This is a genomic window from Bacillus sp. NPDC094077, from assembly GCF_050279465.1.
Taxonomy (GTDB): domain Bacteria; phylum Bacillota; class Bacilli; order Bacillales; family Bacillaceae_G; genus Bacillus_A.
This window is the reverse complement of the sequence record NZ_JBNNUF010000004.1, coordinates 46,247-71,380: the sequence shown is the minus strand read 5'-3', so window position 1 is coordinate 71,380 and position 25,134 is coordinate 46,247. Positions and strand designations below refer to the sequence as shown.

At 39.0% G+C, this 25,134-nt stretch carries 27 protein-coding genes; 1 reads left to right on the top strand and 26 read right to left on the bottom strand.

The genetic code is table 11. The features are described 5' to 3' along the window. Positions 1-76 precede the first annotated feature (76 nt). The 11 genes from nuoN to nuoA are packed head-to-tail and all read right to left on the bottom strand — an operon-like array spanning position 77 to position 10,372. A complete protein-coding gene (gene nuoN, locus ACQKNR_RS12145; protein WP_427318433.1) occupies positions 77-1,591 on the bottom strand; it encodes an NADH-quinone oxidoreductase subunit NuoN in 1,515 nt (504 codons plus the stop codon). Between the two features lie 7 nt (positions 1,592-1,598). Next, a complete protein-coding gene (locus ACQKNR_RS12140; RefSeq protein ID WP_427318089.1) occupies positions 1,599-3,101 on the bottom strand; it encodes an NADH-quinone oxidoreductase subunit M in 1,503 nt (500 codons plus the stop codon). After that, complete coding sequence (nuoL, locus tag ACQKNR_RS12135; RefSeq protein ID WP_427318087.1) at positions 3,098-4,960, bottom strand: NADH-quinone oxidoreductase subunit L; 1,863 nt, start codon at positions 4,958-4,960, stop codon at positions 3,098-3,100. The genes ACQKNR_RS12140 and nuoL overlap by 4 nt, the downstream gene beginning before the upstream one ends. 29 nt (positions 4,961-4,989) lie before the next feature. After that, on the bottom strand, positions 4,990-5,304 hold the full coding sequence (gene nuoK / locus ACQKNR_RS12130) for an NADH-quinone oxidoreductase subunit NuoK (RefSeq protein WP_071736512.1): 315 nt from the start codon (positions 5,302-5,304) through the stop codon (positions 4,990-4,992). Next, positions 5,297-5,821: an NADH-quinone oxidoreductase subunit J gene (locus tag ACQKNR_RS12125; protein WP_063222506.1), complete on the bottom strand. Its 525-nt coding sequence runs from the start codon at positions 5,819-5,821 to the stop codon at positions 5,297-5,299. The genes nuoK and ACQKNR_RS12125 overlap by 8 nt, the downstream gene beginning before the upstream one ends. Next, positions 5,818-6,237 (bottom strand): NADH-quinone oxidoreductase subunit NuoI, encoded by a 420-nt coding sequence (gene nuoI, locus ACQKNR_RS12120; protein WP_427318085.1) that lies wholly within the window; start codon positions 6,235-6,237, stop codon positions 5,818-5,820. Before nuoI ends, ACQKNR_RS12125 begins: the two co-directional genes overlap by 4 nt. A gap of 25 nt (positions 6,238-6,262) precedes the next feature. Further along, complete coding sequence (gene nuoH, locus ACQKNR_RS12115; protein WP_002174337.1) at positions 6,263-7,264, bottom strand: NADH-quinone oxidoreductase subunit NuoH; 1,002 nt, start codon at positions 7,262-7,264, stop codon at positions 6,263-6,265. Next, positions 7,264-8,364 carry an NADH-quinone oxidoreductase subunit NuoD gene (gene nuoD / locus ACQKNR_RS12110; RefSeq protein ID WP_427318083.1) on the bottom strand — a complete coding sequence of 367 codons (1,101 nt, stop codon included), beginning with the start codon at positions 8,362-8,364 and terminating at the stop codon, positions 7,264-7,266. Before nuoD ends, nuoH begins: the two co-directional genes overlap by 1 nt. Before the next feature lie 3 nt (positions 8,365-8,367). Then, positions 8,368-9,498, bottom strand: coding sequence for an NADH-quinone oxidoreductase subunit C (locus ACQKNR_RS12105; RefSeq protein WP_427318081.1), 1,131 nt, complete (start codon positions 9,496-9,498; stop codon positions 8,368-8,370). After that, positions 9,495-10,013 (bottom strand): NADH-quinone oxidoreductase subunit NuoB, encoded by a 519-nt coding sequence (gene nuoB / locus ACQKNR_RS12100; RefSeq protein ID WP_000236331.1) that lies wholly within the window; start codon positions 10,011-10,013, stop codon positions 9,495-9,497. The genes ACQKNR_RS12105 and nuoB overlap by 4 nt, the downstream gene beginning before the upstream one ends. After that, positions 10,004-10,372: an NADH-quinone oxidoreductase subunit NuoA gene (gene nuoA / locus ACQKNR_RS12095; protein WP_427318079.1), complete on the bottom strand. Its 369-nt coding sequence runs from the start codon at positions 10,370-10,372 to the stop codon at positions 10,004-10,006. Before nuoA ends, nuoB begins: the two co-directional genes overlap by 10 nt. A 285-nt stretch (positions 10,373-10,657) precedes the next feature. On the opposite strand from nuoA, the gene ACQKNR_RS12090 reads away from it, so the two are divergent. Then, the gene (locus ACQKNR_RS12090; protein ID WP_427318077.1) at positions 10,658-13,387 is read left to right on the top strand and encodes an EAL domain-containing protein; all 2,730 of its coding nucleotides are present in this window, start codon (positions 10,658-10,660) and stop codon (positions 13,385-13,387) included. Positions 13,388-13,495: 108 nt separating this feature from the next. On the opposite strand, the gene ACQKNR_RS12085 is transcribed toward ACQKNR_RS12090, so the two are convergent. From ACQKNR_RS12085 to glyA, 15 genes are all read right to left on the bottom strand, one after another. Beyond that, positions 13,496-14,149 (bottom strand): DUF975 family protein, encoded by a 654-nt coding sequence (locus ACQKNR_RS12085; RefSeq protein ID WP_427318075.1) that lies wholly within the window; start codon positions 14,147-14,149, stop codon positions 13,496-13,498. 49 nt (positions 14,150-14,198) lie between these two features. Then, entirely contained in the window at positions 14,199-14,984 is a 786-nt protein-coding gene (locus ACQKNR_RS12080) for a DUF975 family protein (protein ID WP_427318073.1), read from the bottom strand. 137 nt (positions 14,985-15,121) lie between these two features. Further along, positions 15,122-15,523, bottom strand: a complete 402-nt coding sequence (atpC, locus tag ACQKNR_RS12075) for a F0F1 ATP synthase subunit epsilon (protein WP_048528049.1) — start codon at positions 15,521-15,523, stop codon at positions 15,122-15,124. A gap of 20 nt (positions 15,524-15,543) precedes the next feature. Further along, on the bottom strand, positions 15,544-16,950 hold the full coding sequence (gene atpD / locus ACQKNR_RS12070) for a F0F1 ATP synthase subunit beta (protein WP_006925737.1): 1,407 nt from the start codon (positions 16,948-16,950) through the stop codon (positions 15,544-15,546). Positions 16,951-17,066: 116 nt separating this feature from the next. Further along, positions 17,067-17,927: a F0F1 ATP synthase subunit gamma gene (gene atpG, locus ACQKNR_RS12065; RefSeq protein ID WP_000157696.1), complete on the bottom strand. Its 861-nt coding sequence runs from the start codon at positions 17,925-17,927 to the stop codon at positions 17,067-17,069. Positions 17,928-18,140: 213 nt separating this feature from the next. Further along, entirely contained in the window at positions 18,141-19,649 is a 1,509-nt protein-coding gene (gene atpA / locus ACQKNR_RS12060; RefSeq protein WP_427318071.1) for a F0F1 ATP synthase subunit alpha, read from the bottom strand. Between the two features lie 11 nt (positions 19,650-19,660). Then, positions 19,661-20,203 (bottom strand): F0F1 ATP synthase subunit delta, encoded by a 543-nt coding sequence (atpH, locus tag ACQKNR_RS12055; RefSeq protein WP_427318069.1) that lies wholly within the window; start codon positions 20,201-20,203, stop codon positions 19,661-19,663. Beyond that, positions 20,200-20,706, bottom strand: coding sequence for a F0F1 ATP synthase subunit B (gene atpF / locus ACQKNR_RS12050; protein WP_193412704.1), 507 nt, complete (start codon positions 20,704-20,706; stop codon positions 20,200-20,202). The genes atpH and atpF overlap by 4 nt, the downstream gene beginning before the upstream one ends. Positions 20,707-20,835: 129 nt before the next feature. Next, positions 20,836-21,054 (bottom strand): F0F1 ATP synthase subunit C, encoded by a 219-nt coding sequence (gene atpE, locus ACQKNR_RS12045; protein ID WP_000052064.1) that lies wholly within the window; start codon positions 21,052-21,054, stop codon positions 20,836-20,838. A 56-nt stretch (positions 21,055-21,110) separates the two neighbouring features. Next, positions 21,111-21,830, bottom strand: coding sequence for a F0F1 ATP synthase subunit A (atpB, locus tag ACQKNR_RS12040; protein WP_000399871.1), 720 nt, complete (start codon positions 21,828-21,830; stop codon positions 21,111-21,113). 7 nt (positions 21,831-21,837) lie between these two features. Beyond that, positions 21,838-22,230: an ATP synthase subunit I gene (locus ACQKNR_RS12035; protein WP_000567600.1), complete on the bottom strand. Its 393-nt coding sequence runs from the start codon at positions 22,228-22,230 to the stop codon at positions 21,838-21,840. Beyond that, positions 22,230-22,454, bottom strand: a complete 225-nt coding sequence (locus tag ACQKNR_RS12030; RefSeq protein WP_001171223.1) for an AtpZ/AtpI family protein — start codon at positions 22,452-22,454, stop codon at positions 22,230-22,232. Before ACQKNR_RS12030 ends, ACQKNR_RS12035 begins: the two co-directional genes overlap by 1 nt. 26 nt (positions 22,455-22,480) lie before the next feature. Beyond that, complete coding sequence (locus ACQKNR_RS12025) at positions 22,481-22,594, bottom strand: DUF4024 domain-containing protein (RefSeq protein WP_000232962.1); 114 nt, start codon at positions 22,592-22,594, stop codon at positions 22,481-22,483. Between the two features lie 371 nt (positions 22,595-22,965). After that, positions 22,966-23,595: a uracil phosphoribosyltransferase gene (gene upp / locus ACQKNR_RS12020; protein ID WP_000517536.1), complete on the bottom strand. Its 630-nt coding sequence runs from the start codon at positions 23,593-23,595 to the stop codon at positions 22,966-22,968. 273 nt (positions 23,596-23,868) lie between these two features. Continuing rightward, positions 23,869-25,110: a serine hydroxymethyltransferase gene (gene glyA / locus ACQKNR_RS12015; protein ID WP_427318066.1), complete on the bottom strand. Its 1,242-nt coding sequence runs from the start codon at positions 25,108-25,110 to the stop codon at positions 23,869-23,871. Positions 25,111-25,134 lie beyond the last annotated feature (24 nt).

Below are 25,134 nucleotides of genomic sequence, written 5' to 3'. Positions count from 1 at the left end.
TACCTATATGCGTTTTCATTTGCGATTAACACAAAATAAAAAGCGCAGAGTACTGACTCCACACCTTTTATTTTCACTATTGTACCACGTTCCCTAAGAAGAAGAAATCTTTCATTAATGGAAAATATTCATAAAAGAAATTATATCCAATCATCGGCATAATCCCTAGTATTACAATCGAAATTGCACAAAGGCTCATAACAATCTTTATATTTAACGGTAACCGAATCTTTTCTTCTGTCTCCCCTGTGCGGAAAAACATTTGTTGTAAAATACGGAAATAATATACGAATGAAACAACTGTCGTACCCATCATAATCGAAGCTAGTACGTAATGAGCTGGCTCTACATGAAGTGCACCTAAAAAGATGTTAATCTTTCCAATGAAACCTGCCGTTCCTGGTATCCCGGCCAGCGATAAAATAAAGACTGTCATCACTATCGCTGTAAATGGCGATCGCTTGTATAAACCGGTGAAAATAGTTATATTTTCCTTATCGTTTTGTAAGATTAAGCCGTGGATAACCGCAAACGCTCCTATATTCATAAGCATGTACGCAAGCATATAAAACCACATACTATCCATCGTAAACGGCGATAATGCTACAAGCGGAACGAGTAAATACCCTGCGTGTGCGATACCTGAATAAGCAAATAGACGTTTTACGTTGTATTGTTTTAATGCGACCACGTTCCCAACAATCATCGTAATACTTGCTAGCACGGCAATATATATGCTCATACGCCCGTATAAAGATTGCACATCCCCTTGTATTGATACACTTGCAAAAACCATAAGGAACAGGCGAATAACGAGTAAGAACCCAGCAATTTTAGAAATCGTTCCAAGAAAAGCCGTAACCGGTGTCGTAGCCCCTTCATACACATCTGGTGCCCACATATGAAATGGCACTGTTGCAATTTTAAATGAGAGTCCAACGAGCAATAGGAGAAATGCGAGAGCTAACAATAACTGAATACCACTAGCCAGCTCCCCGGTGAATACTTTTTGCATATCCACGATATTGGTTACACCTGTAATACCGTATAAATAACTCATTCCAAAGAGCGTAATTGCCGTTCCAATTCCTCCGTTAATGACGTATTTCATTGCCGCTTCATTTGATGCACGGTTCTTTTTTCGAATTCCTACTAAAATATAGGAAGAAAGTGATAGTAGCTCTAAACCGACGAAAAGCGTAATGAAGTCGACACTAGAAGCCATGAACATCGCACCAAGAAGCGCCATTAAAAATAAGTAATAATATTCTCCCTTATCTTCAATTGGATTCTTCTTGTCATCGCTCATTGCCATACACAAGATGAGGGTTGCCCCGCCTAATAACAACGTTTTAAATCCTTTTGAAAATCCATCTAATACGAACGATCCATTTAAAATATCTCCTGCTGGTTCGCCATATAGTGTAATTAATGACACGATCGCTAATATGATGGCAGCGATCGCACCAAGCGCTACGTACCTATGGTTCAGCTTAAAAAACAAATCACATATGGAAAGAAGGATGGCAGCCCCGAGAATAATGAATTCTGGCACCATAAGATGCCACGATAAGCTAAGTAACGTATTCATATCCATCCTACTTCACCCCCAATGTTTTCAATGTATTTTGAAGCGGATCCCCTAGTATTTCTGGCATTACTCCAATTGCAATAATACAAACGATAAGTAATATAACAGGTACATACTCCCATCCGTGTATATCAAATTTCGTTTCCCATTCTTTCTTACCAAATGTCACTTGGAGTGTCGCTCTTAATACATATACAGCTGTTAAAATGATGCCAAGCACACCGACAGCAGCAATGACTGGCTCCTCTTGGAATAAACCGAGAAAGGCAAGAAACTCACTAACAAATCCAGACATCCCCGGCAATCCAAGCGAGGCCATTCCTCCTGCTAAGAGGAAGCCGCTAAGTACCGGGACACTTTTTGCCAGTCCACCAAGCGCTGTAATATTCGACGTTCCAAATCGCTGTTCAATAACACCGAGTAAGAAAAAGAGCAAGGCTGCAATTAAACCGTGCGACACAACTTGGAATAACGCCCCTTGCGTACCTGGCGCATTAAGTGCTGCGAGTCCCATTAAAACAATTCCCATATGCGAAATACTAGAGTAAGCAAGTACCTTCCTAAAGTCCGTTTGGATGAGCGCTAAAAAGGCACCATACAATAAATTAATGACTCCTAAAATCGCAAGGATCGTTGCAAACTCGCGAAAGTATTCCGGAAATAGCCCCTTCCCGAAGCGAATAATACCGTACGCGCCAATCTTCAGCAAAACGCCCGCATGAAGCATAACTACAGCAGGATGTGCCTCAATATGCACATTGACCATCCAGCGATGCAAAGGGAAGACGGGTAGTTTAATTGCAAAAGCAATCATTATGGCAAGAAATAAACCGAACTGTAAGCCACTCGGAACAAACAATCCTCCTCCAGTAGATACACTCGTTAATATTTCTTTAAGCTCCGCAATATTTGTCGTACCTGTTTTCGCGAACAAAATTGAGAAAACAATGAGCAAAATAGCTGAGCCAATGCCGTTATATATTAAATAACTGTATGCAGCCTTTTCACTCGACAATTTCCCCCATTTCCCAATTAATAAGAACATTGGTGGTAACGTAATTTCAAAGAAGATAAAGAACAACATTAAATTTTGAGCAGCAAAGACGCCTAGCATCCCTATTTCTAGCATGAGTAATAGCATATAAAATGCTTTCAAATTTCTTTTAATGGAAAACGCCGCAATTGCTGCAAGCATCGCTAGAAGGGCCGTCAGTACCATCATGACAAGCGATAATCCATCAATACCAAGCTCGTAATAAATGGAAAACCACCTTTTATCTACCGCTGCAAAATCCCCAAATTTAATCCATTTCACTTTTTCATCAAATAGCGATAAACTCTTTCCAGAAGCATATGTACAAGCGAGGACGATGGCGACTCCGAATGGAAGCGCCGTCCCAAACAAACCAAGCGCTTGCACTGTACGCGATTCTTTTTTCGGTGTTAATACAAGTAAGAGAATTCCTAAAAGTGGGGAAAAAATGAAGAACGTTAGTAGCAAATCATTCATCGTAAATCCCCTCCCGTATATAGCAAAATAATTACAAGTATCGCGAGCGAAACCGCTGTTACAGTGCCGTACACTTGTACATTCCCGTTTTGAAGTTTCGACCCGATGCCGCTCACACCTTTCACCAAACTTCCAATTAAAACTGCGAATCCTTCTACAACATATACTTCGAATAAGCGAAGCACATGAGCGATTCCCTTCGTAATCGGAAGCACCGTAACATTGTATAGTTCATCCACATAATATTTTTCTTTAAGGAGCTTATGAAGAGATGATCCTTCTCCTCCAGCCCAATCCCGTGAGATAGTTTTCTTTCCATATATGAAATAAGCAAGGGCAATTCCCGCAAATGAAACGAGCGTCGCAACGATCATAATCCATACGGGCCCATGCACCTCTTCCACTTTAAATCCTATATCTTTCGTAAGCCAATCTCCGAGAAACGTCCCAAACCACGGTGTATTTATATATCCCGCTACTACCGCAAGGACGCCGAGAACAATCATTGGATACGTCATAATCCGAGGTGATTCGTGCACCTCTTCCTTCGTCTCCGCTTCCCCAGTAAAGACAAGAAAGTATAAACGGAACATATAAAACGCTGTTAAAAATGCCGCAAGGACTGCTAAAACAAATAGAAAGTAATTGCCACTCATCCAAGTCGCCGCCAAAATCTCATCTTTACTAAAAAATCCGGAAAGGAGCGGAACCCCACTAATTGCAAGTGTACCTATTAAAAACAACGTACCAGTTACTTTCATCTTCTTCTGTAAACCGCCCATTTTATTAATGTTTTGCGTATGCACGGCATGAATTACACTTCCTGCCGCCAAAAATAGTAGCGCTTTAAAGAAGGCATGTGTCGTTAAATGGAATACACCGGCTACATAACCAGCAGAACCTAACGCAAGCATCATATATCCGAGCTGGCTAACTGTAGAATAAGCAAGCACCCTCTTTATATCCGTCTGTACAAGACCGATAGAGGCCGCAAAGATTGCGGTGAATCCCCCAACGATTGCAACCGTCTGCATCGCCACCGCACTCGCCGAAAATAGCGGAAACATCGTCGCTACCAAATATACACCAGCTGCGACCATCGTCGCCGCATGAATAAGTGCCGAAACAGGCGTTGGCCCTTCCATCGCGTCTGGTAACCACGTATGAAGCGGAAACTGACCTGATTTCCCCATCGCCCCGATAAAAATTAATATCGCCGTTATAGTAATCATAGTAGGGGGAAGATCACCCGTGTAAATCGCCCTAAAAATTGCATCATATTCAAAACTACCTGCATGCCAAAAAATTAAAATCATCCCAATAAATAAACCAACATCCCCAATACGGGTCATAATAAAAGCCTTTTTCGCAGCAGCCTTCGCTTCTTCTTTAAAGAAATAAAAACCGATGAGTAAAAATGAACCGAGACCCACTAACTCCCAAAATATATAAAGTTGTAATAAATTCGGCGATAGAACGAGCCCGAGCATCGCAAATGTAAAGAGTCCTAAATATGCATAAAAGGTTGGTAGTCTTTCGTCGCCTTTCATATAACCTTTCGAATACACATGTACAAGTAAACTCACAAGTGTGACGATAAACAACATTAAAGCTCCTAATGCAGTCACTTCAAAGCCAAATGATATATCGATATCTCCAGCTCTAAGCCATAGCCACTTATGCTTCACTGTGACTTTCGAAAACCGTTCTATTAATACAAGTACCGCGGATATAAAGGAGAGAAAGACGAAAAAAATACTAAGTACACTGCTTCCCTCTCTAATTTTCTTCCCGAATATAATAAGTAACAAAAACGAAACAAGCGGGAAAAGCGGTATGAGCCATGCATAATCGATCATTGTTTCCTTCCCCCTTTTCGGTCACAATGCTATCCCTTGAGCGTATCCATTTCATCTACATGAACTTTCGTGCGATTGCGGTACAAAGCAATCAAAATGGCGAGTCCTACCGCCGCTTCCGCTGCCGCTACAGCCATCGTAAACAGCGAGAAAATTTGCCCTGTTAAATTCGGGAATAAACCTAATTTACTAAACGCCACTAAGTTTAAATTGGCAGCGTTGAGCATTAATTCGATACAAACTAATACGATTACTGTATTTCGCTTTGTTAAAGCTCCAAATAGACCAATGCAAAACAAAATAATCGCAAGCGTTAAATATGCAGAAGCGGGAACGCTACTCATTGGAATCCTCCTCTTTCTCATCCTTCTTCGCAAGTATAATTGCGCCAACAAGTGCTACAAGTAAAATAACTGAAGTTAATTCAAATGGAATAATATATTTCGAATAGAGAAGTGTACCGATTTGAAGTGTGTTTTTTTCATGGAGAGGTAAACTTCCTTGTGTGCTTTCATTTGCAAAATCAATATTGTTAACAGCGAAATACATAACTGCCCCAAATGCTACAACTGCAAAGAAGATAATCCATTTTCGAAGAGTAAGACGCGATTCATTTTCCGCGTTATGTTTCGTTAACATAATGCCAAAAATCATAATAATTGTGATCGCACCAGAGTAAAGTAAAATTTGTGCAACACCGATAAACTCGGCTGATAAAAGAAAGTACAAACCTGCAATGCTGAGAAATGTTAGAACAAGAGCTAGCATCATATGCATGACTTTCGTTAAGTTCAACATAAGAACACCGCCGATAATTGCAGACAAGGATAGTATAAAGAATGCTACAAACTCGCCATTCATGACTTATTCTCCTTCCTGACATTTTCGTCGTTTTCATCAAGCCACTGCAAATTTTTAAATAAGTCATCACGTGAGTACGCCGCGAGTTCAAAGTTATTTGTCATAACAATTGCTTCTGTCGGGCAAACTTCTGTACATAAATCGCAAAGAATACAAATTTCAAAATTAATATCATACGTATCGATAATTTTTCCTTTTTTCGTAGGATCAGGATGTTTTTTTCCCGTTAACTGAATACAATCCGTCGGACAAATGTTGGAACATTGATTACAAACAATACATTTTTCCGGATAAAATTTTTGAATACCCCGAAAACGATCTGGCAACGGCAACGGTTGATTCGGATAATCATACGTCACCTTTTTCTTACTCAAATTACTTAATGTATATTTTAATCCTTTAAATAGTCCTTTCATCTCTTACTGGCACCCCTCTCATAGGTTAGAAGAATAACTCTTTAATCAATGCCGTTAAGAAAATATTTGCAAGTGCAATTGGCAACAATACCTTCCAGCCAAACTCCATTAACTGATCACCCCTTATACGCGGAAACGTGACACGGAACCAAATTAAGAGAAAGACTACGCTGCTAAATTTCAAAGCAAACCATACAGCACCTGGGATAAATCCAAGGAACATAACTGGATTCCATCCTCCTAAAAAGAGCACTGTAATTAACGATGCCATCCCGAAGAAATATACATACTCTGAAAGCATGAAAAACGCCCAGCGAAACCCTGAGTATTCCGTATGATATCCAGAAACAAGTTCTGACTCCGCTTCCGGCAAATCAAATGGTGTCCTATTTAACTCTGCAACTGCTGCAATTAAGAAAACAACGAAACCGATTGGCTGCGCGAAAATATACCATACCTTCTCCTGTGCCACTACAATCTCATTTAAATTCAGGCTACCAGCTAACAAAACGACGCCAATTACACTCATTACAAGCGGAATTTCATAAGAAATCATTTGCGCCGCCGCGCGCATCCCTCCTAAAAGGGAGTATTTATTATTCGATGCCCATCCCCCAGTCACAACACCAATCGTCGTAATGCCGGAAACAGCAATATAATAGAGCAGCCCTACTCCAATATCTGCGAACTGAAATTTATCAGTGAATGGGATAACCGCAAGCACCATAAATGCCGGTGCGAATGCAATGACAGGCGCTAATATAAATAACGGTTTATCCGCTGCTTTCGGAATACTATCTTCTTTCAATAATAGTTTCAAAACATCAGCTACCGTTTGCAGTAAACCGAACCGTCCTCCAACTTGGTTTGGTCCAATCCGCCCCTGCATAAATCCCATCACTTTCCGTTCTGCCAAAATGCCATATGTAACGAAGCCAAGGACTGCAAATAATAGAAGCACCGCTAATCCGAAAAAAATGAAAAAATTCGTCCAGCTTGAAGGTGATTGTAAGAGCGTCTCAATCATTAGCCATCAACCTCCCCAAGTACAATATCAACTCCACCTAAAATCGTAATTAAATTGGCGATGTTTTCACCTTTTAATAATTTTGGTAAAATTTGCAAATTATAAAAAGACGGCCTGCGGAATTTCAAACGGTATGGCTCTTTCTTTCCGTCACTAGCGATATAGCAACCAATCTCTCCACGCGGCGACTCTATACGGACGAACGTTTCTCCTTTAGGCGCCTTAATAATTTTCGGCACTTTCGCTAGCACAGCTCCGTCCTTTGGAAACTGCTGGACTGCTTGCTCTACAATTTTTAACGACTCCTCAATTTCCTCCATTCGGCAAACGTAGCGATCCCAAGCATCCCCCACGCTTCCAACAGGAACGTCAAAATCAAAACGATCATAAATCGAATACGGCTCATCTTTGCGAAGATCCCAGTTTACTCCGGTGCATCGCAAATTTGCTCCGCTTAAAGAATACGAAATTGCTTCTTCCGCGCTATATATACCAACGCCTTTCACACGATTTAAGAAAATCTCATTACCGCTAACAAGGTCGTGGTAACCTGCCAATTGCTCTCTCATGTACGGAACAAACTCTTCCACTTTTTCAATCCATCCATCCGGCGCATCCCACTTCACACCGCCGACTCTCATATAATTAAAAGTAAGCCGTGCACCGCATAATTCATTTAATAAATTTATGATCATCTCTCGTTCACGAAACGCGTACAAAAATGGACTAACCGCTCCTATATCCAGAAGATTCGTCCCCCACCAAACGAGATGACTCGCAATCCTTCCAAGCTCCATCGCAAGTACCCGCAAGTATTCGGCACGCTCCGGAACTTCAAGCCCCATCATCGTCTCTACAGCATGGCAAATGACGTAATTATTCGTCATTGCCGATAAATAGTCCATTCGATCTGTATACGGGATAATTTGCGTATACTGTAAGCTCTCAGCAATCTTTTCAGTCCCGCGATGCAAATACCCAATAACCGGTATAGCTTCTTTAATAATTTCCCCGTCAATCTTAATAACAAGCCTGAATACACCATGTGTACTCGGGTGCTGAGGCCCTACATTCAAAAGCATTTCTTCCGTACGAATCATAAGCTACACCTCCACATCATACGGTTCATAATCTTTCCTAAGCGGATGCCCTACCCAATCATCAGGCATTAAAATACGCGATAAATTCGGATGCCCCTTAAATACAATGCCGAGCAAATCATACGCTTCTCGCTCTGGCCAGTCAGCCCCTTTCCAAAGCGCTGTCACCGACTCCACTTGCGGCGCTTCTCGGTCCAGCTTTACTTTCACTGCTACTGACTGTTTCTTTCCATATGAAAATAAATGAACATACACTTCCATATGAGTCACAAAGTCTGTCGCATGTAGCTCTGACATATAATCAAAAGCAAGTCCCTCATGGAATCGCAGTAACTCCATCGTCTCATAATATTTTGAAGGAGCCACCACGAGAGTCGGTACATCTTTTGAAAGTTTATTAATATAGGAATCTACTAATACATCCTCTCCTACTTTGTTCCTAATAACCTCAACATACTGATTTAAATACGGCTGATTAATAGATGGTTCTTCCTGCTTCGGCGCACCTTCCTTCTTACTTTCAGCACCCTTTGCCTTCGCCCTTGCCACCGCTGCTGCTTTCGCCTTTGCTGCTGCAATTGCCTTTTCCTTTTCATCTCCCGAATCCCCATCACCTAGCGAGGCTTTCTGCTTCGCTCTTGCCGCCGCTTTTGCCTTTGCGGCTGCCACGGCCTTCGCTTTCTCCTCTTCCGTTATTTCTCCTGCTCCTTCTCTCTTTTGCTTCGCTAACGCCGCTGCTTTTGCTTTGGCCGCCGCTGCTGCCTTTACCTTCGCTTTCGCCTTTTCTTCTTCCGTTATTTCTTCTGTTCCTTCTCTCTTTTGCTTCGCTAACGCCGCTGCTGCCTTTGCCTTCGCTTTCGCCTTTTCTTCTTCCGTTATTTCTTCTGTTCCTTCTCTCTTTTGCTTCGCTAACGCCGCCGCTTTTGCTTTGGCCGCCGCTGCTGCACGTCGTTTTGCTTCTTCCACAGTAATATCATTATTTTTTGGTAGCGCTTTCTCTTTTTCTTCGTTTTCTTCCTCAAGTTCACTTATTTCCGACTCGTGTTTCGCTACAAGACGTTTTCTCGCTTCTTCTTTCGCGCGCCTAGCTGCTTCTTTTTTCAAATCCTCTAAATCTTTATTTGGATCACTCATTTATTCGTCACCTGCTTTCCCGTCTTTGCCTCGTAACGAATTTTCTCTTTCAACTTATTAATTCCATAAATTAAAGCAGCAGGGTTTGGTGGGCAACCAGGAATATACACATCAACTGGTACAATTTGATCTACTCCTTTTACGACAGCGTATGAATTCACATATGGACCACCAGCTGTTGCACAAGATCCCATTGCAATAACCCACTTCGGTTCCGGCATTTGGTCATATAAGCGCCGAACAATAGGAGCCATCTTCTTCGTTACCGTTCCTGATACAATCATGACATCTGATTGCCTTGGTGACGTCCGAAAAAATGACCCAAATCGATCTAAGTCGTAATGCGATGAACCCACTCCCATCATTTCAATCGCACAGCATGCTAGCCCGAATGTCATCGGCCATAAAGAATTGCTCCGCGCCCATCCTTTCAACTGTTCTAATGTAGAAAAAAAGATATTCCGTTCTAATTCCGCCCGCTCGTTTGGGTGTAATTCCTCAAAATTTATAACCATTGTAACACCTTCTTTTTCCAAGCATACGCTAATCCAACTAGCAACATTACAACAAAAATGAGCATTTCAATTAATGCAAATAAACCTAGCTTGTCATATGCAACAGCCCATGGATATAAAAATAAAGTTTCTACATCAAAGATGACAAACAATAAAGCGAAAATATAATAACGAGCATGAAACCGAATATTTGCATCATGAAAAGGCTCAATTCCACTCTCATATGTCGTCGCCTTCGCTGCACTCGGCTTGTTTGGGCGTAGCAATTTCCCTAATGTAAGAGCCACTACCGGCAGCAATATGCCTAATAGCAAGAAAATCAAAACGATCATATAACTATTTTCATATACACTTGCCATTGTGAAACCCTCCCCCCTGAATTAAGAACAAGTTCACTTAGTAAACAATATGTCCTAGTTGCAGTAATTATTATTTTTAAATTTTTCTAAATAATACAACTATTTAAATCATTATAGCAAACTTCAAATTCCTATGTCGATATGTTAGGAACAGAAACAAGAATTATTAAAATCTATTTTTAGAACTCGCTATACCTGTGCAAAATAAGTATAGAAATTATATATGTTTTTCAACCAATCATAAAAAATACAAAGCGGAGTTTATATATACCGTAGGTGATATAAATGAAAAAACAAACACATATAAGTATTCTCACAAGCATTTTATTGTTATCTATTGCGATTCATTACATAGCAATGCCTTTTCTATATGAATACTCATTTCCATTTCAAATATTAATTGGAATGAGTACCTTATTAATTGATATTATCGCTTGTAGTTATATACTTTATTTTTCAAATATAAAAAAAGGGCTACCTCGTTTATTTTGGATCATATTATCAGTTGGAGCCCTTTCTTATTTCATCGGTGATATAGTCGTTTCCTATCAACGTTTAATTTTAAAGGACTACTATACGTTCGTTGATCCGTCTGACTTTTTTTACTTACTTTTTTTAATTAGCTTTGCACTTGCCTTTCTATACGAAATCATTTATAACCGAGATTTATTAGAAAAGATTTTTATGATATGTGATATTTGCATTATCGTTACAGCCCAATTTACTTTAAGTTACTACTTACTTATTGAACGAACCATTCACGTTTTTACAACATCCTATATCGACACATTTGTTCAGCTTATCTATCCAATGGCTGATTTACTCTTTCTTTTAATAGGAATCAATCTTTTATTCAGACCATTATCCTTATTACCAAAACAAGTTGGTGCGCTTCTTGGTAGTGCTTTAATTTTGTATGCCACTACGGATGCAATTTATGCTTATATAAAATACTTCACACCAGAGTATTCTATGTTTACTGTTACTCCGCTCTATCAAGTGACCTTAGTACTAGTAGCAATCGCCTGTATTCTTCATACAAAAGAACCTGAAAAACAAGAACAAGTACTACTAACACCTAAATTTGGGGAATTCATCCGATTATCATTACCGTATATTTCTGTCATGATGCTTATTGTTTTTATATTGGTTGAATATGTTTTTGCACCCATTGTAGTAATTGGGCTTATGTTAACTTTCTCTTTCGTTCTCATACGCCATAGTTTAGTGCGAAAACAAAATAAAATATTATTGGTAGCACAAATGCAATTCAACTCGGAACTCGAGAAACAAATTGAACTACGTACAGAAGATTTAGTAGAGCAAAAAAATGAACTCTATCATAACCAACAAATGTTCAAATCTTTATACGAGCATCACCCGGATCCAATTTTCACATTAGATTTGTATGGTAATTTTCTTAAAGTGAATAACGCTGGTACTACTTTACTCGGTTATCAAACGAATGAATTATTAAATCAACCTTACTACTCACTCATATACGAAGAAGATTTAGAAGAGATTATTAACGCCTTTCATCGCGTAAAAAAGGGGAATTCTATCTCTTTAGAAATACGAGCGTATCACAAAAACAGAGATATTTACTACTTGCATGTTACAGCTGTTCCCATCTTTTTAAAAGATCATATTTCAGGGGTCTATTTAATGATTAAAGACATTACGGAAAGCAAACAACAACAAGAACAAATTAATTTCCTAGCATATCATGATACTTTAACTGAGCTTGCAAATCGCCGTTCGTTTCATCAACAATTGGAAAAAGCAATTATACGAGCAAAAACATCAAAGAGGCCTTTCGCTGTTATGTTTCTCGATTTAGACCGATTTAAAGTTATTAACGATACTCTCGGCCATCGAATAGGAGACCTACTTTTAATTGCTGTAGCAAAAAGGCTCGAACGAATATCGACGCCCAATATGAAACTTGCTCGATTAGCTGGGGATGAGTTCACAATTCTAATAGAAGCTTATAAAGAAGATAAAGATGTACAAAAAATAGCTGATATGATTGTAGTATCTATGAATGAACCATTCGAAATTGAAAATCAACATTTACAAATCTCGTCAAGTATCGGGATTGCCATATACCCTGAAGCAGGCAAAGATCCGTTGTCTATTTTGCAACATGCTGATATGGCCATGTACGAAGCAAAAAACAAAGGGAAAAATGGTAGCTCACTTTATACAAAAGAACTATATAAAAAAATGGAACGAAAAGCCCGAATCGAAAAAGATTTGCCACTCGCTTTAGTAAACAAAGAATTTTATCTCGTCTATCAACCACAAATTGATACGACAACAAATAAAATTATCGGTGCCGAAGCATTAATACGCTGGAAACACCCACTACTAGGCGACATTCCACCATATGAGTTCGTTCCAATTGTAGAAGAAACTCCACAAGTCGTTCCACTTGGACATTGGGTATTACAAGAATCTTGTCGCCAGTTGAAAATATGGCATACCTTTGGCTACAACAATTTAAAAATAAGTGTTAATTTATCAGCAAAAGAGTTCCAGCAAGAGCAATTAATCGAAAACATTTCACAAATACTAAGCGACATGAAAATCGATCCACAATATGTAATACTTGAGTTAACAGAACGAATTGCGATGATTGATGAAAAAGAAACATTATCGAGACTGAAACAATTAAAGGAATATGGTATTCGAACGTCCATTGATGACTTCGGTACTGGCTATTCTTCTCTCGCTTATTTATCAATTTTTCCTATCGATACATTGAAAGTACCGAGAGAATTTACACAACTAGCCGATCATCGACCTGAAGAACGAGCCATCGTTTCCACTATCCTTTCTCTTGCAAACACTTTAAATCTCTCAGTCGTTGCCGAAGGAATCGAAACAGAAAACCAACTTAAATTTCTGCAAAAAAACAACTGCAAATATATGCAAGGTTACTATTTCAGCAAACCACTTACTAGTAATCAATTTATAAAATTTCTACAAAAAACACCCAGCATGAACCAATAGTTCACACTGGGTGTTTTTTATCCGGCTATTTGCGGGCAGTAAAAGCCCAATTGGTTCAACTAGTAATCAGTGGGGGATGGATACCCTCCCACTGATTACAGTTTCACTTTATAGCGTTGGAATTTTTTTCTCATAATATTCCTCTGCAATCTCTTCATAAAAAGCTGCAGCTGTTGTATAGAAATATGGAATCAACCATAAGAAGCCAATCCCTAATGTAATACAACTTAATATAAACCAACCAATAAAACTTAAGCATAAAAAGAAATATTCCATTTTATGTCCATCCATCATACGACGACTTTCTGTAATAGCTTGGTTGAGTGAATACTCAGGATGATCGTTTATAATAAAATACGTCATCGCATAAGAAAATGATTTAATAATGCCCGGAATAATAAATAGTAACGTCCATAAGAAAAGATAAAGATTCACTAATAAATATAATAAAAACGATTTTAGAAATCTTTTTCCCTCTGTAAACCAAATAAATATATTACCAATACCATCTTGCTTTTCACGAAGGATATTTAAAGCAAGATAATACCCACCTAAAGTTAACGGTCCAGTAACGAAAAATGTAAGAATATTTATTGAAAGTGAACGATTTGTTTCTTGCCAACCGAAAATTGAAGAAAATCCCCACTCCACACTAAAACTAAAAGTCATGATAAGAACTGAAATGAGTAGTGTAGCCCCGACAGCTAATCCCCATTTCCCTTCTAATGAATCTAGTGCTTCTCCTTTTAAATCACTAATCATACTTTGCCTAGCCTCCTATATACAATAATTCTATTAGTATAGCACGTTCTTACTGCAATTCACCTTTTGAAATGTAGCGATAAAAGTGCGCTGTCGTTGTACTCATATACGGACTGAGCCAAAGAAACCCTATTCCAAAGGTAAGAATCGCTAAAATACCCCATCCTATGAAGCTAAGCCATAAAAGAAACAAATCTAACTTATGTCCTTTCATAAGATGCTTACTTTCCTTCATTGCCTGTGACACACTATATTCCGGATTTTCAATCATCACATAATACGTCATCGCATAAGAAAAATACATCACAATCATGCCAACGATTGAAATAGCTAATAGTACGAAGAAAGCAATGGCAAACGACGCATTTCCTTCTTCACCGAAAAATGCGAATAAACCTAATAACAACATTGGAATCCAAGTACCTGTATATAACAAAATTGCAAGCATTGCCCACATTGTTTTCATCATTCTTTTAAAGCCACGGAATCCTTCGAATAGGTGATCTACTTTAGCACCTTCTCGTTTACTTATCTGTAAAAATACATTTGTATAACCGTATGATGTAATACCATACGATGCGTTACTCAAAATTAACATGATGCAATAAAAAATTCCAAACGTAATCCCTGCTCCAATTGACATCGTTTCCTCTTCAATTGACCCGGTTAAGCTAACAATTAAGAAAAATATAATTAGTCCTGGAATTAAAAGTATGAGCATTGCAGCCATTGAAACAACATAACTTAAAATAAAATATAAAATCGTTGATCCGACACCTAGTCCCCATTTTCCCTTTAAAGAGTGCAATGCTTCTCTTTTCATTTCACCGATCATTGATTCATCCCCTTTATGAAATATAAATTGTTGTACACTTTCTACTTATACAAACACCAATATAATTATACCATTTTTGTAAAATTATCCATAAACTACACAAAAAAATCCGTAAAGGCAAAGCCTTTACGGATTTTTTATTTCATATCGGAAACGTTTAAACGGTTCACAGCACGTTGTAGTGCCATTTCTGCACGTTTAAAGTCAACATGTGCTTGTTTATCTTGCATACGTTGCTCAGCGCGACGCTTCGCTTCATTTGCACGATGGATATCGATATGGCTTGCTTCTTCAGCAGATGATGATAATACAGTCACTTTATCTGGACGAACTTCGATAAAGCCACCGCTTACTGCTACATAATCAGTGTGTCCACCATTTTTCAGACGAACTGCACTAATTTTTAATGGTGCAACAGTTGGAATGTGACCCGGTAAGATCCCCATTTCCCCACTCTCTGCTTTTACGCTTACCATTTCTACTTCTTTTTCGTAAACCGGTCCATCAGGAGTTACAATACTGACTGGAAATGTCTTCATACTTCGTCCCTCCTAAGGCCTTACGCCATCATTTTCTTCGCGTTTTCAATAACTTCTTCAATGCCACCTACAAGACGGAATGCATCTTCTGGAAGGTCATCATATTTTCCTTCTAGAATTTCTTTGAAACCACTAACTGTATTTTTTACAGGTACGTAAGAACCTTTTTGACCTGTAAACTGCTCAGCTACGTGGAAGTTTTGAGATAAGAAGAATTGAATACGACGAGCACGATGTACAACTAACTTATCTTCTTCAGATAACTCATCCATACCTAAGATAGCGATGATATCTTGAAGCTCTTTATAACGTTGTAAAGTTTGCTGTACTTGACGAGCTACTTCATAATGCTCTTCTCCTACGATTTCTGGAGAAAGTGCACGAGATGTAGATGCTAATGGATCTACCGCTGGGTAAATACCCATTTGTGTTAAACGACGCTCTAAGTTTGTTGTTGCATCTAAGTGAGCGAACGTTGTAGCTGGTGCTGGGTCAGTATAGTCATCGGCTGGTACATATACCGCTTGGATAGACGTGATAGACCCTTTATTTGTAGATGTAATACGCTCTTGTAATTGACCCATTTCTGTTGCAAGTGTTGGTTGGTAACCTACCGCAGATGGCATACGACCAAGAAGGGCAGATACTTCAGAACCTGCTTGCGTGAAACGGAAGATGTTATCGATGAACAGAAGTACGTCTTGTCCTTGCTCATCACGGAAATGCTCAGCCATTGTTAAACCTGTTAATGCAACACGTTGACGTGCTCCAGGTGGCTCGTTCATTTGTCCGAATACCATCGCAGTTTTCTTAATTACGCCAGAATCGCTCATTTCGTGGTATAAGTCGTTACCTTCACGAGTACGCTCACCTACACCAGCGAATACAGAGATACCACCGTGTTCTTGTGCGATGTTGTTAATTAATTCTTGAATTAATACCGTTTTACCTACGCCGGCACCACCGAATAGACCGATCTTACCACCCTTAATGTAAGGAGCAAGTAAGTCTACTACTTTAATACCAGTTTCAAGAATTTCTACTTTAGTAGATAATTCTTCGAATGCAGGTGCTTGACGGTGAATTGGATCACGGTGTACATCCGCAGGAACTTCACCATCTAAGTCAATTGCATCACCTAATACGTTAAATACACGACCAAGTGTTACATCACCAACTGGAACTGAAATTGGTTTACCAGTATCTTCTACTTCTGTGCCACGAACAAGTCCATCTGTGGAAGACATCGCAACTGTACGAACTGTGTCATCACCTAAATGAAGTGCAACTTCAAATGTTAAGTTCATGCTTCCGTTTTCGTTGCTTTGTTTTACCGTAAGGGCGTTGTAGATTTCTGGTAGCTTTCCGCCATCAAACTTAACGTCTACAACCGGACCCATGATTTGCGTAACGCGCCCTTTATTCATCGGGTTCCCTCCTAGCTTTCTTTTAATTAGCCAGCTTTCTAAAAGAAGTCAGCTTTTATTTTTTATTAGTTTAGCTTACGCGACTCTCCTGAAAGAGCCGCCTACGCTTTTTAATACTATTCTAACGCTGCTGCTCCACCAACGATTTCCGTAATCTCTTGCGTAATCGCTGCTTGACGCGCACGGTTAAATGAAAGTGTAAGTGAATCGATAACTTCCATTGCGTTGTCTGTAGCACTCTTCATTGCTGTCATACGCGCTGCGTGCTCACTTGCTTTACCGTCTAGTAATGCACCGTACACTAAGCTTTCTGCGTATTGCGGCAATAATACTTTTAAAATTTCTTCTTCAGAAGGTTCGAATTCATAAGCTGTCGTCGGTTTGTCAGACGCCACATCAGTAAGCGGTAAAATTTTATTTTCCGTTACTTCTTGTGAAATTTTACTTACATAATGATTGTAGTAAATATACAGCTCATCATAAGCACCATCTGCGAACATCGCAATTGCTCGAGAAGCAAGATCTTTAATATCAGTAAATGATGGGTGATCAGATAATCCAACTACTTCATCAATGATGTTAAAGCCGCGACGTTTTAAATAATCACGTCCTAGTCGTCCAAGCACAATAATTGAATATTGGTTTGAATCCATATTATGACGTTCACGAATTACGTTACTTACTGTACGTAATACGTTACTGTTATAACCACCTGCTAGTCCGCGATCAGATGTAATAACGATGTATCCTGTACGCTTTACAGGGCGCGCATTTAGCATTGGATGATTAATCCCTTTACTTCCTTGCGCAATGCTCGCTACTACTTCTTGAATCTTTTCCATATACGGAACGAAAGATTTAGCATTTTGCTCTGCACGGTTTAACTTAGATGCAGATACCATCTCCATCGCTTTCGTAATTTGACTCGTTTTCTTTGTCGAGTTAATCTTCGCTTTTATATCGCGTAAAGATGCCACAGGTTTTCACCACCTTTTTTCCGGAAGTTGGCACGATTAGTAAGAATCCTCTTTCTAATCTACGTTGCAAGATATTCTTGCTCATGATTGAAGGAAAAGAATAGGTGCACCTACTCTTTTCCTTTACATAACCGCCAGCAATCTCAGAACTTGAGATGCCTTTTATATAATCTAGCTCCAGCGGCCTGAACGAGCCACTGAAGCTTTTATTTATTATTCAGAAGCTACGAATACTTTTTTAAATCCGTTAATTGCTGCTGCAAATTTGTCGTCATCCGCAAGTTTCTTAGTTGTGCGGATTTCTTCTAATAAGTCAGTCGCATTCGAATCTAACCAAGCATGGAATTCTTCTTCGAAACGAGTGATATCTCCTACTGGGATATCATCTAGGAATCCACGTGTTAAAGCGTAAAGAATGATAACTTGTTTCTCTACACGTAACGGTTTGTGTAATCCTTGTTTTAATACTTCAACTGTACGAGCACCACGGTTTAATTTCGCTTGTGTTGCTTTATCAAGGTCAGAACCGAACTGAGCGAACGCTTCTAACTCACGGTAAGATGCAAGGTCAAGACGAAGTGTACCTGATACTTTACTCATCGCTTTAATCTGAGCAGATCCACCTACACGAGATACAGAAGTACCCGCATCGATCGCTGGGCGTACGCCAGAGAAGAATAGGTCAGATTGTAAGAAGATTTGTCCATCCGTAATAGAGATTACGTTTGTTGGGATGTAAGCTGATACGTCCCCTGCTTGTGTTTCGATGAAAGGTAGTGCAGTTAAAGAACCGCCGCCTCTTGCATCACTTAATTTTGCTGCACGCTCTAATAAACGAGAATGTAAGTAGAATACATCCCCTGGATATGCTTCACGACCTGGAGGACGACGTAATAGTAATGAAAGCTCACGGTAAGCCGCTGCTTGTTTTGATAGGTCATCATATACTACTAATACGTGTTTACCATTGTACATGAACTCTTCACCCATTGTTACACCAGCATAAGGAGCTAAGTATAATAATGGAGCTGGTTGAGAAGCTGATGCAGTTACAACGATTGTGTACTCTAATGCACCGTGCTTACGTAGTGTTTCTACTACGTTACGTACAGTTGATTCTTTTTGTCCGATAGCTACATAGATACAGATCATATCTTCATCTTTTTGGTTGATAATTGTATCAAGTGCAACTGCTGTTTTACCTGTTTGACGGTCACCGATGATTAACTCACGTTGACCACGGCCAATTGGTACAAGAGCATCGATCGCTTTAATACCTGTTTGAAGTGGCTCATGAACAGATTTACGATCCATTACACCTGGTGCTGGACTTTCGATTGGACGAGTGTTTGTTGTATTGATTGGGCCTAAACCATCAACTGGTTGACCTAATGGGTTTACAACACGACCGATTAGTTCTTTTCCTACTGGTACTTGCATGATGCGACCAGTACGACGAACTTCGTCACCCTCACGGATTTCTGTGTAAGGTCCTAAAATAATAATACCTACGTTGTTTTCCTCTAAGTTTTGTGCTAGTCCCATAACGCCGTTAGAGAACTCTACAAGTTCACCAGCCATAACGTTATCAAGACCATGAGCACGCGCGATACCGTCACCAACTTGGATAACTGTACCAACATCGCTAACTTCGATTTCAGACTGATAGTTCTCGATTTGTTGCTTTATCAGTGCGCTAATTTCTTCAGCTCTGATGCTCATGTGCTTCACCCCTATCTATTCTTCATTAGTTCACGCTGAATACGTGCTAATTTTCCTTGTAAACTTCCGTCATAAATGCGATTTCCAATACGTACTTTAATGCCGCCTAGTAAATCTTCATCTACAACATTTTTCACGCGAATGGCATCTTTTCCTGTTTTCTTTGCAAATGCTTCTGCGATGTTAAGCTTTTCTTCTTCTGAAAGAAGACGAATAGAATATACAGTTGCATCTGCTACGTTACGTTCTTCATTAGCAAGAACAACATATTCATTTGCAATTTCAGGTAGGATATCAATACGCTTGTTATCAATTAAAATATATAACGTATTTAAAATAGATTCAGAAACAGATCCGAATACGTTTGCAAGAAACGTTTTCTTCTGCTCTTTTGAAATGTTCGGTTGTGTTAAAAAGCTATGTAGTTCTCCGTTTTTTTCATAAACGTTTTGTACAAGGCGTAATTCCTCTTCAAACATTTCTAATACGTGTTTTTCTTTTGCAATTTTAAAAAGAGCGACAGCATAACGTTTTGCTACAATCCCATTGCTCATCGCGCTTCTCCTACTTCTTTAATATAATCGCGAATTAACTTCACTTGATCTTCTTCTTTTAATTCTTTTTCAATTACTTTAGAAGCAATTTGAACAGATAAAGAAGCGACTTGTTCTTGTAAAGCAGCAATTGCTTGCTCTTTTTCGCGTTGAATTTCTTGTACAGCAGATGCTTTAATTGATTCTGCTTCTTCTTTCGCAGCAGCAACAATACCATCTTTTTGATCTACAGCTTGCTTTTTCGCTCTTTCGATTAACTCTTGTGCTTCAACACGTGACTGTTTTAACATTTCACGTTGTTCTTCTACTAATTTTTTCGCTTCTGCATTACTTCTTTCAGCAGCGTCGATTTCATTAGTAACATGCTCTTCACGTTCTTTCATAATGCCCATTAAAGGACCCCACGCAAATTTGCGTAGCATTACTAATAAAACTAGGAACACGAATAGTGTATAAGCAATCGTTCCAAACGGAATGGCAGCTCCTAATAATAAAGTTGGCACAAGGATTCACTCCCTTCGAGATTTCTAAATTGACTATATGAAAAAAAAAGACATACATTTCATTCATAAAGCAATGGCGAAGAAAGTTCGGAAAAACACTCTTCGCCATCTATGTAAGGGGAGTCTCCCTTATTTGTTCATTACGATGAATGCAATAACTACACCGATGATTGGAAGTGCCTCAACTAAAGCAACCCCGATGAACATAATTGTTTGAAGTGCGCCTTTTAATTCTGGTTGACGAGCAACACCTTCGATTGTACGTGATACGATAAGACCGTTACCAATACCTGCACCTAATGCTGATAAACCAATTGCAATTGCAGCTGCGATTACACCTAAACTCATTTAATTTGTCCTCCTTTGTATTATAAAAAAATAAATTTTTTCTTACTTAAATTATATTAATGGTCATGGCTTACTTTATGAGCCATATAAACCATCGTTAACATTACGAAAATAAATGCCTGGATTGAACCAACGAATACACTGAATCCCATCCATGCTAACATTGGTACAAGCGCACCTAATGCTCCAAGAACTGATGCCCCGCCTAACTTAGCAAGTAATCCTAACAGGATTTCACCTGCGTAAATGTTACCGAATAGACGAAGACCTAACGTTAATGTGTTAGCAAACTCCTCAATAACCTTTAATGGGAATAAGAATTTCATCGGTTGGAAATAACCTTTAACGTATTCTTTCGTACCCTTCATCTTAATTCCATAATAATGGGTGAGGGTAACTACCATCACGGCTAATGTTAATGTAACTGCTGGATCAGACGTTGGTGATCTCCACCATGCAATATGTTCGCCAGCTTCAGTTGCTGAATACATGAATGGTAAACCAAGGAAGTTCGATACGATGATAAACATGATAAGCGTAACGCCAAGCGTTAAGAAACGTCCACCTGTTTTCCAGTCCATCGTACTATTGATAATCCCTTTCACGAAGTCAAACACCCATTCCATGAAGTTTTGCATTCCTGTTGGGCGAAGAGCTAAGCTGCGAGTTCCGATAACAGCGATTAAGAAAACAATAACTGCTGCTACAGTAACCATCATAACTGATGACAAATCGAACGTTAAACCTAGAAATTCAACTAATTTACCGTGTTCCACTAGTAATTCACCTCTCTTCCCTGCTCTTATACTCTAAATAAAGAAAATCTATGATCATGACAAGGTATCCTGTCAGCAATCCTACACCTAAGCCCCACATCGCGATTAACTCTTGATATTTGGCTGCAAATAAAATTAATAACCCAATCGTGGCGAACCTTGAATATGTACTTACCGCTGTTGCCTTAAACTTCACGTTTTCTCCATTTGTTACGCGATCTAACAGCTTGTCTGTTCTACGTGCAATGATGCGCAAACTAAGAAAACTGAAAATCGTTCCGATAATCAGCCCAAGAAATACATCCTTGTAAGAGGTAAAGCCCCATCCTAGCACTAGAAGCGCAAGCAAGTAGTACATATATTTCTTTTGTCTTTGGACAAGTCCATGTACGTCTATCATCATTGCTCTCCCGAATAGTAATGTCGAATGAGTCGAATCATTGCGTATACCCCTGTTCCTAAACCGAGTAATAACCCTATAATAAGAAACAATGGAAACGTTCCAACCTTATTATCAATCCACTGCCCACCAAAGATTCCAACAAGTATAGAACCGACTAACTGAGCAAGAATTCCTGACATTAAAGCATAAGCTTTTATATGGCTGCGATCGTTTTTTTGCAAGGATTCATCCCTCCAATATGTAACCCTCATTCACGATGTGTTAATAATAACTCATTTTTTTGCATAAATCCTATACAAAATAAAAAGTTTACATTTTCGTCACGGAATAGATGTAATTTTGTCACTGAAAGCCCTACCATCTATCCCCGTTGTTAGCATACAATAGGGTATTAACAGTGTCAACGAGAAATCGTAAAAAATCAAAAAATTTGAGTATTAGGTATTTCCTCCCAAAAATGAAAACGTTCCCCTTCTAAATACTGGTTAGAAATATGCAACTTCTAACAGTTTTCTCTTTATAATAGAAGAAATTGTTCACAAGTTTGTCACTATTATATTTTTACGATATAACGCTTTCCTTCCATAATATAGTGCTCCCTAGACGTAAGACTTCTATATTATATGTGATGTGTATGTAACTTATGTTGTATATACGATGTATATTTATCCCCCTCCCCTGCCTACTCGAGGCACAAAAAAACGAGAGGGAAATCCCCTCTCGTCAGTTGTCTTACTTCGTTCCGAATAAACGGTCGCCAGCATCACCAAGACCTGGTACTACATAGCCGTGGTCATTTAATTTTTCATCTAATGCCGCTACATAAATATCAACATCAGGATGTTCTTCTTGTACTACTTTTACCCCTTCTGGAGCTGCAACGATACACATTAATTTAATTTGTTTTGCACCGCGCTTTTTCAGAGAGTTAATTGCTTCAGCTGCAGAACCACCTGTCGCTAGCATCGGATCTAGTACGATAAAGTCACGCTCTTCTACATCCGTTGGAAGTTTCACATAGTATTCTACCGGTTGCAATGTTTCTGGATCACGGTATAAACCAACGTGTCCTACTTTTGCTGCTGGAATTAATTTCAGAATCCCATCAACCATTCCTAAACCTGCACGTAAAATCGGAATTAAACCAAGTTTTTTACCAGCGATCACTTTTGTTGTCGCTTTGCTTACAGGTGTTTCAATTTCAATGTCTTTAAGTGGAAGGTCGCGAGTAATTTCGAAAGCCATTAAGCTTGCTACTTCGTCCACTAATTCACGAAAATCTTTCGTACCTGTATTCTTATCGCGAATATATGTAATCTTATGTTGAATTAACGGGTGATCAAATACATACAGTTTTCCCATGTGAATCTCTCCTTTAGATGATATTCATGCGTTTGCACGCTTTTTTACACTATTTACGATTGTAAAGAAAACGCTACTAATATTCAAGGGCAAATTTGGCAAAATCATGATTTTACAATGAATCTATCTAGTATCTTTACCAATTATGGGAGCCGTATCCTTCATTATATCGCCAAAATTTATTCATTATTTGTATACATACTTTAAAAACAATATATGTCCACAAAAAAAGACTACTGAAACAATTACGTCTCAGCAGTCTTTCTCAATCTATTATAGATCTGTATACATTGGGAACTTGCTCGTTAACGCTTCTACACGCTTACGTGCTTCTTCTAATGCAGCTTCGTTCTCATGATTTTTTAATGTATGAGCAATAATTGCAGCAATTTCATCCATTTCTTCTAAGCCGAAACCACGAGATGTTACAGCTGCTGTACCGATACGTACACCACTTGTTACAAATGGGCTTGCTGTTTCAAATGGAATTGTATTTTTGTTCACTGTAATACCAACTTCATCTAATACATGCTCTGCTACTTTACCTGTAATTTCTAAGTTACGAACATCAATCAAGATTAAGTGATTGTCTGTTCCACCAGAAACAAGTGTAAGTCCTTCTTTTTGAAGTCCTTCAGCTAAGCGGTGCGCATTGTTAATGATATTTTGTGCATATGTTTTAAACTCGTCTTGTAGTGCTTCACCAAATGCAACAGCTTTTGCAGCAATTACGTGCATAAGTGGGCCACCTTGAATACCAGGGAAGATTGATTTATCAATTTGTTTTGCAAATTGCTCTTCACATAAAATCATACCACCACGTGGACCACGTAATGTTTTATGTGTTGTTGTTGTAACGAAATGTGCATGTGGTACTGGGTTTGGATGTAAACCAGCTGCTACTAAACCAGCGATATGTGCCATATCAACCATTAAGTATGCGCCCACTTCATCTGCAATCTCACGGAACCGTTTGAAATCGATAACACGAGGGTATGCACTTGCACCTGCAACGATTAATTTTGGTTTATGTTCTTTCGCTTTTGCTAATACATCATCGTAATTAATACGGTGAGATTCAGCATCCACGCCATATTCTACGAAATTATATTGTACTCCACTGAAGTTAACAGGGCTTCCGTGTGTTAAGTGACCACCATGAGATAAATTCATACCAAGTACTGTATCGCCTTGCTCTAAAATTGTGAAGTATACTGCCATGTTCGCTTGTGCACCAGAATGCGGTTGAACATTTACGTGTTCTGCGCCGAAAATTTCTTTTACGCGATCACGTGCGATATCTTCTACTACGTCTACGTGTTCACAACCACCATAGTAACGTTTTCCAGGATATCCTTCAGCATACTTATTCGTTAAAACAGAACCTTGCGCTTCCATTACTGCTTCACTTACGAAGTTTTCTGAAGCAATTAACTCAATCTTTGAACGCTGTCTTCCTAGTTCTGCCTCAATTGCAGCAAATACCTTTTCATCTTGACGTTTTAAATGATCCACCAAAATCCCCCTTTTCTGAACGAA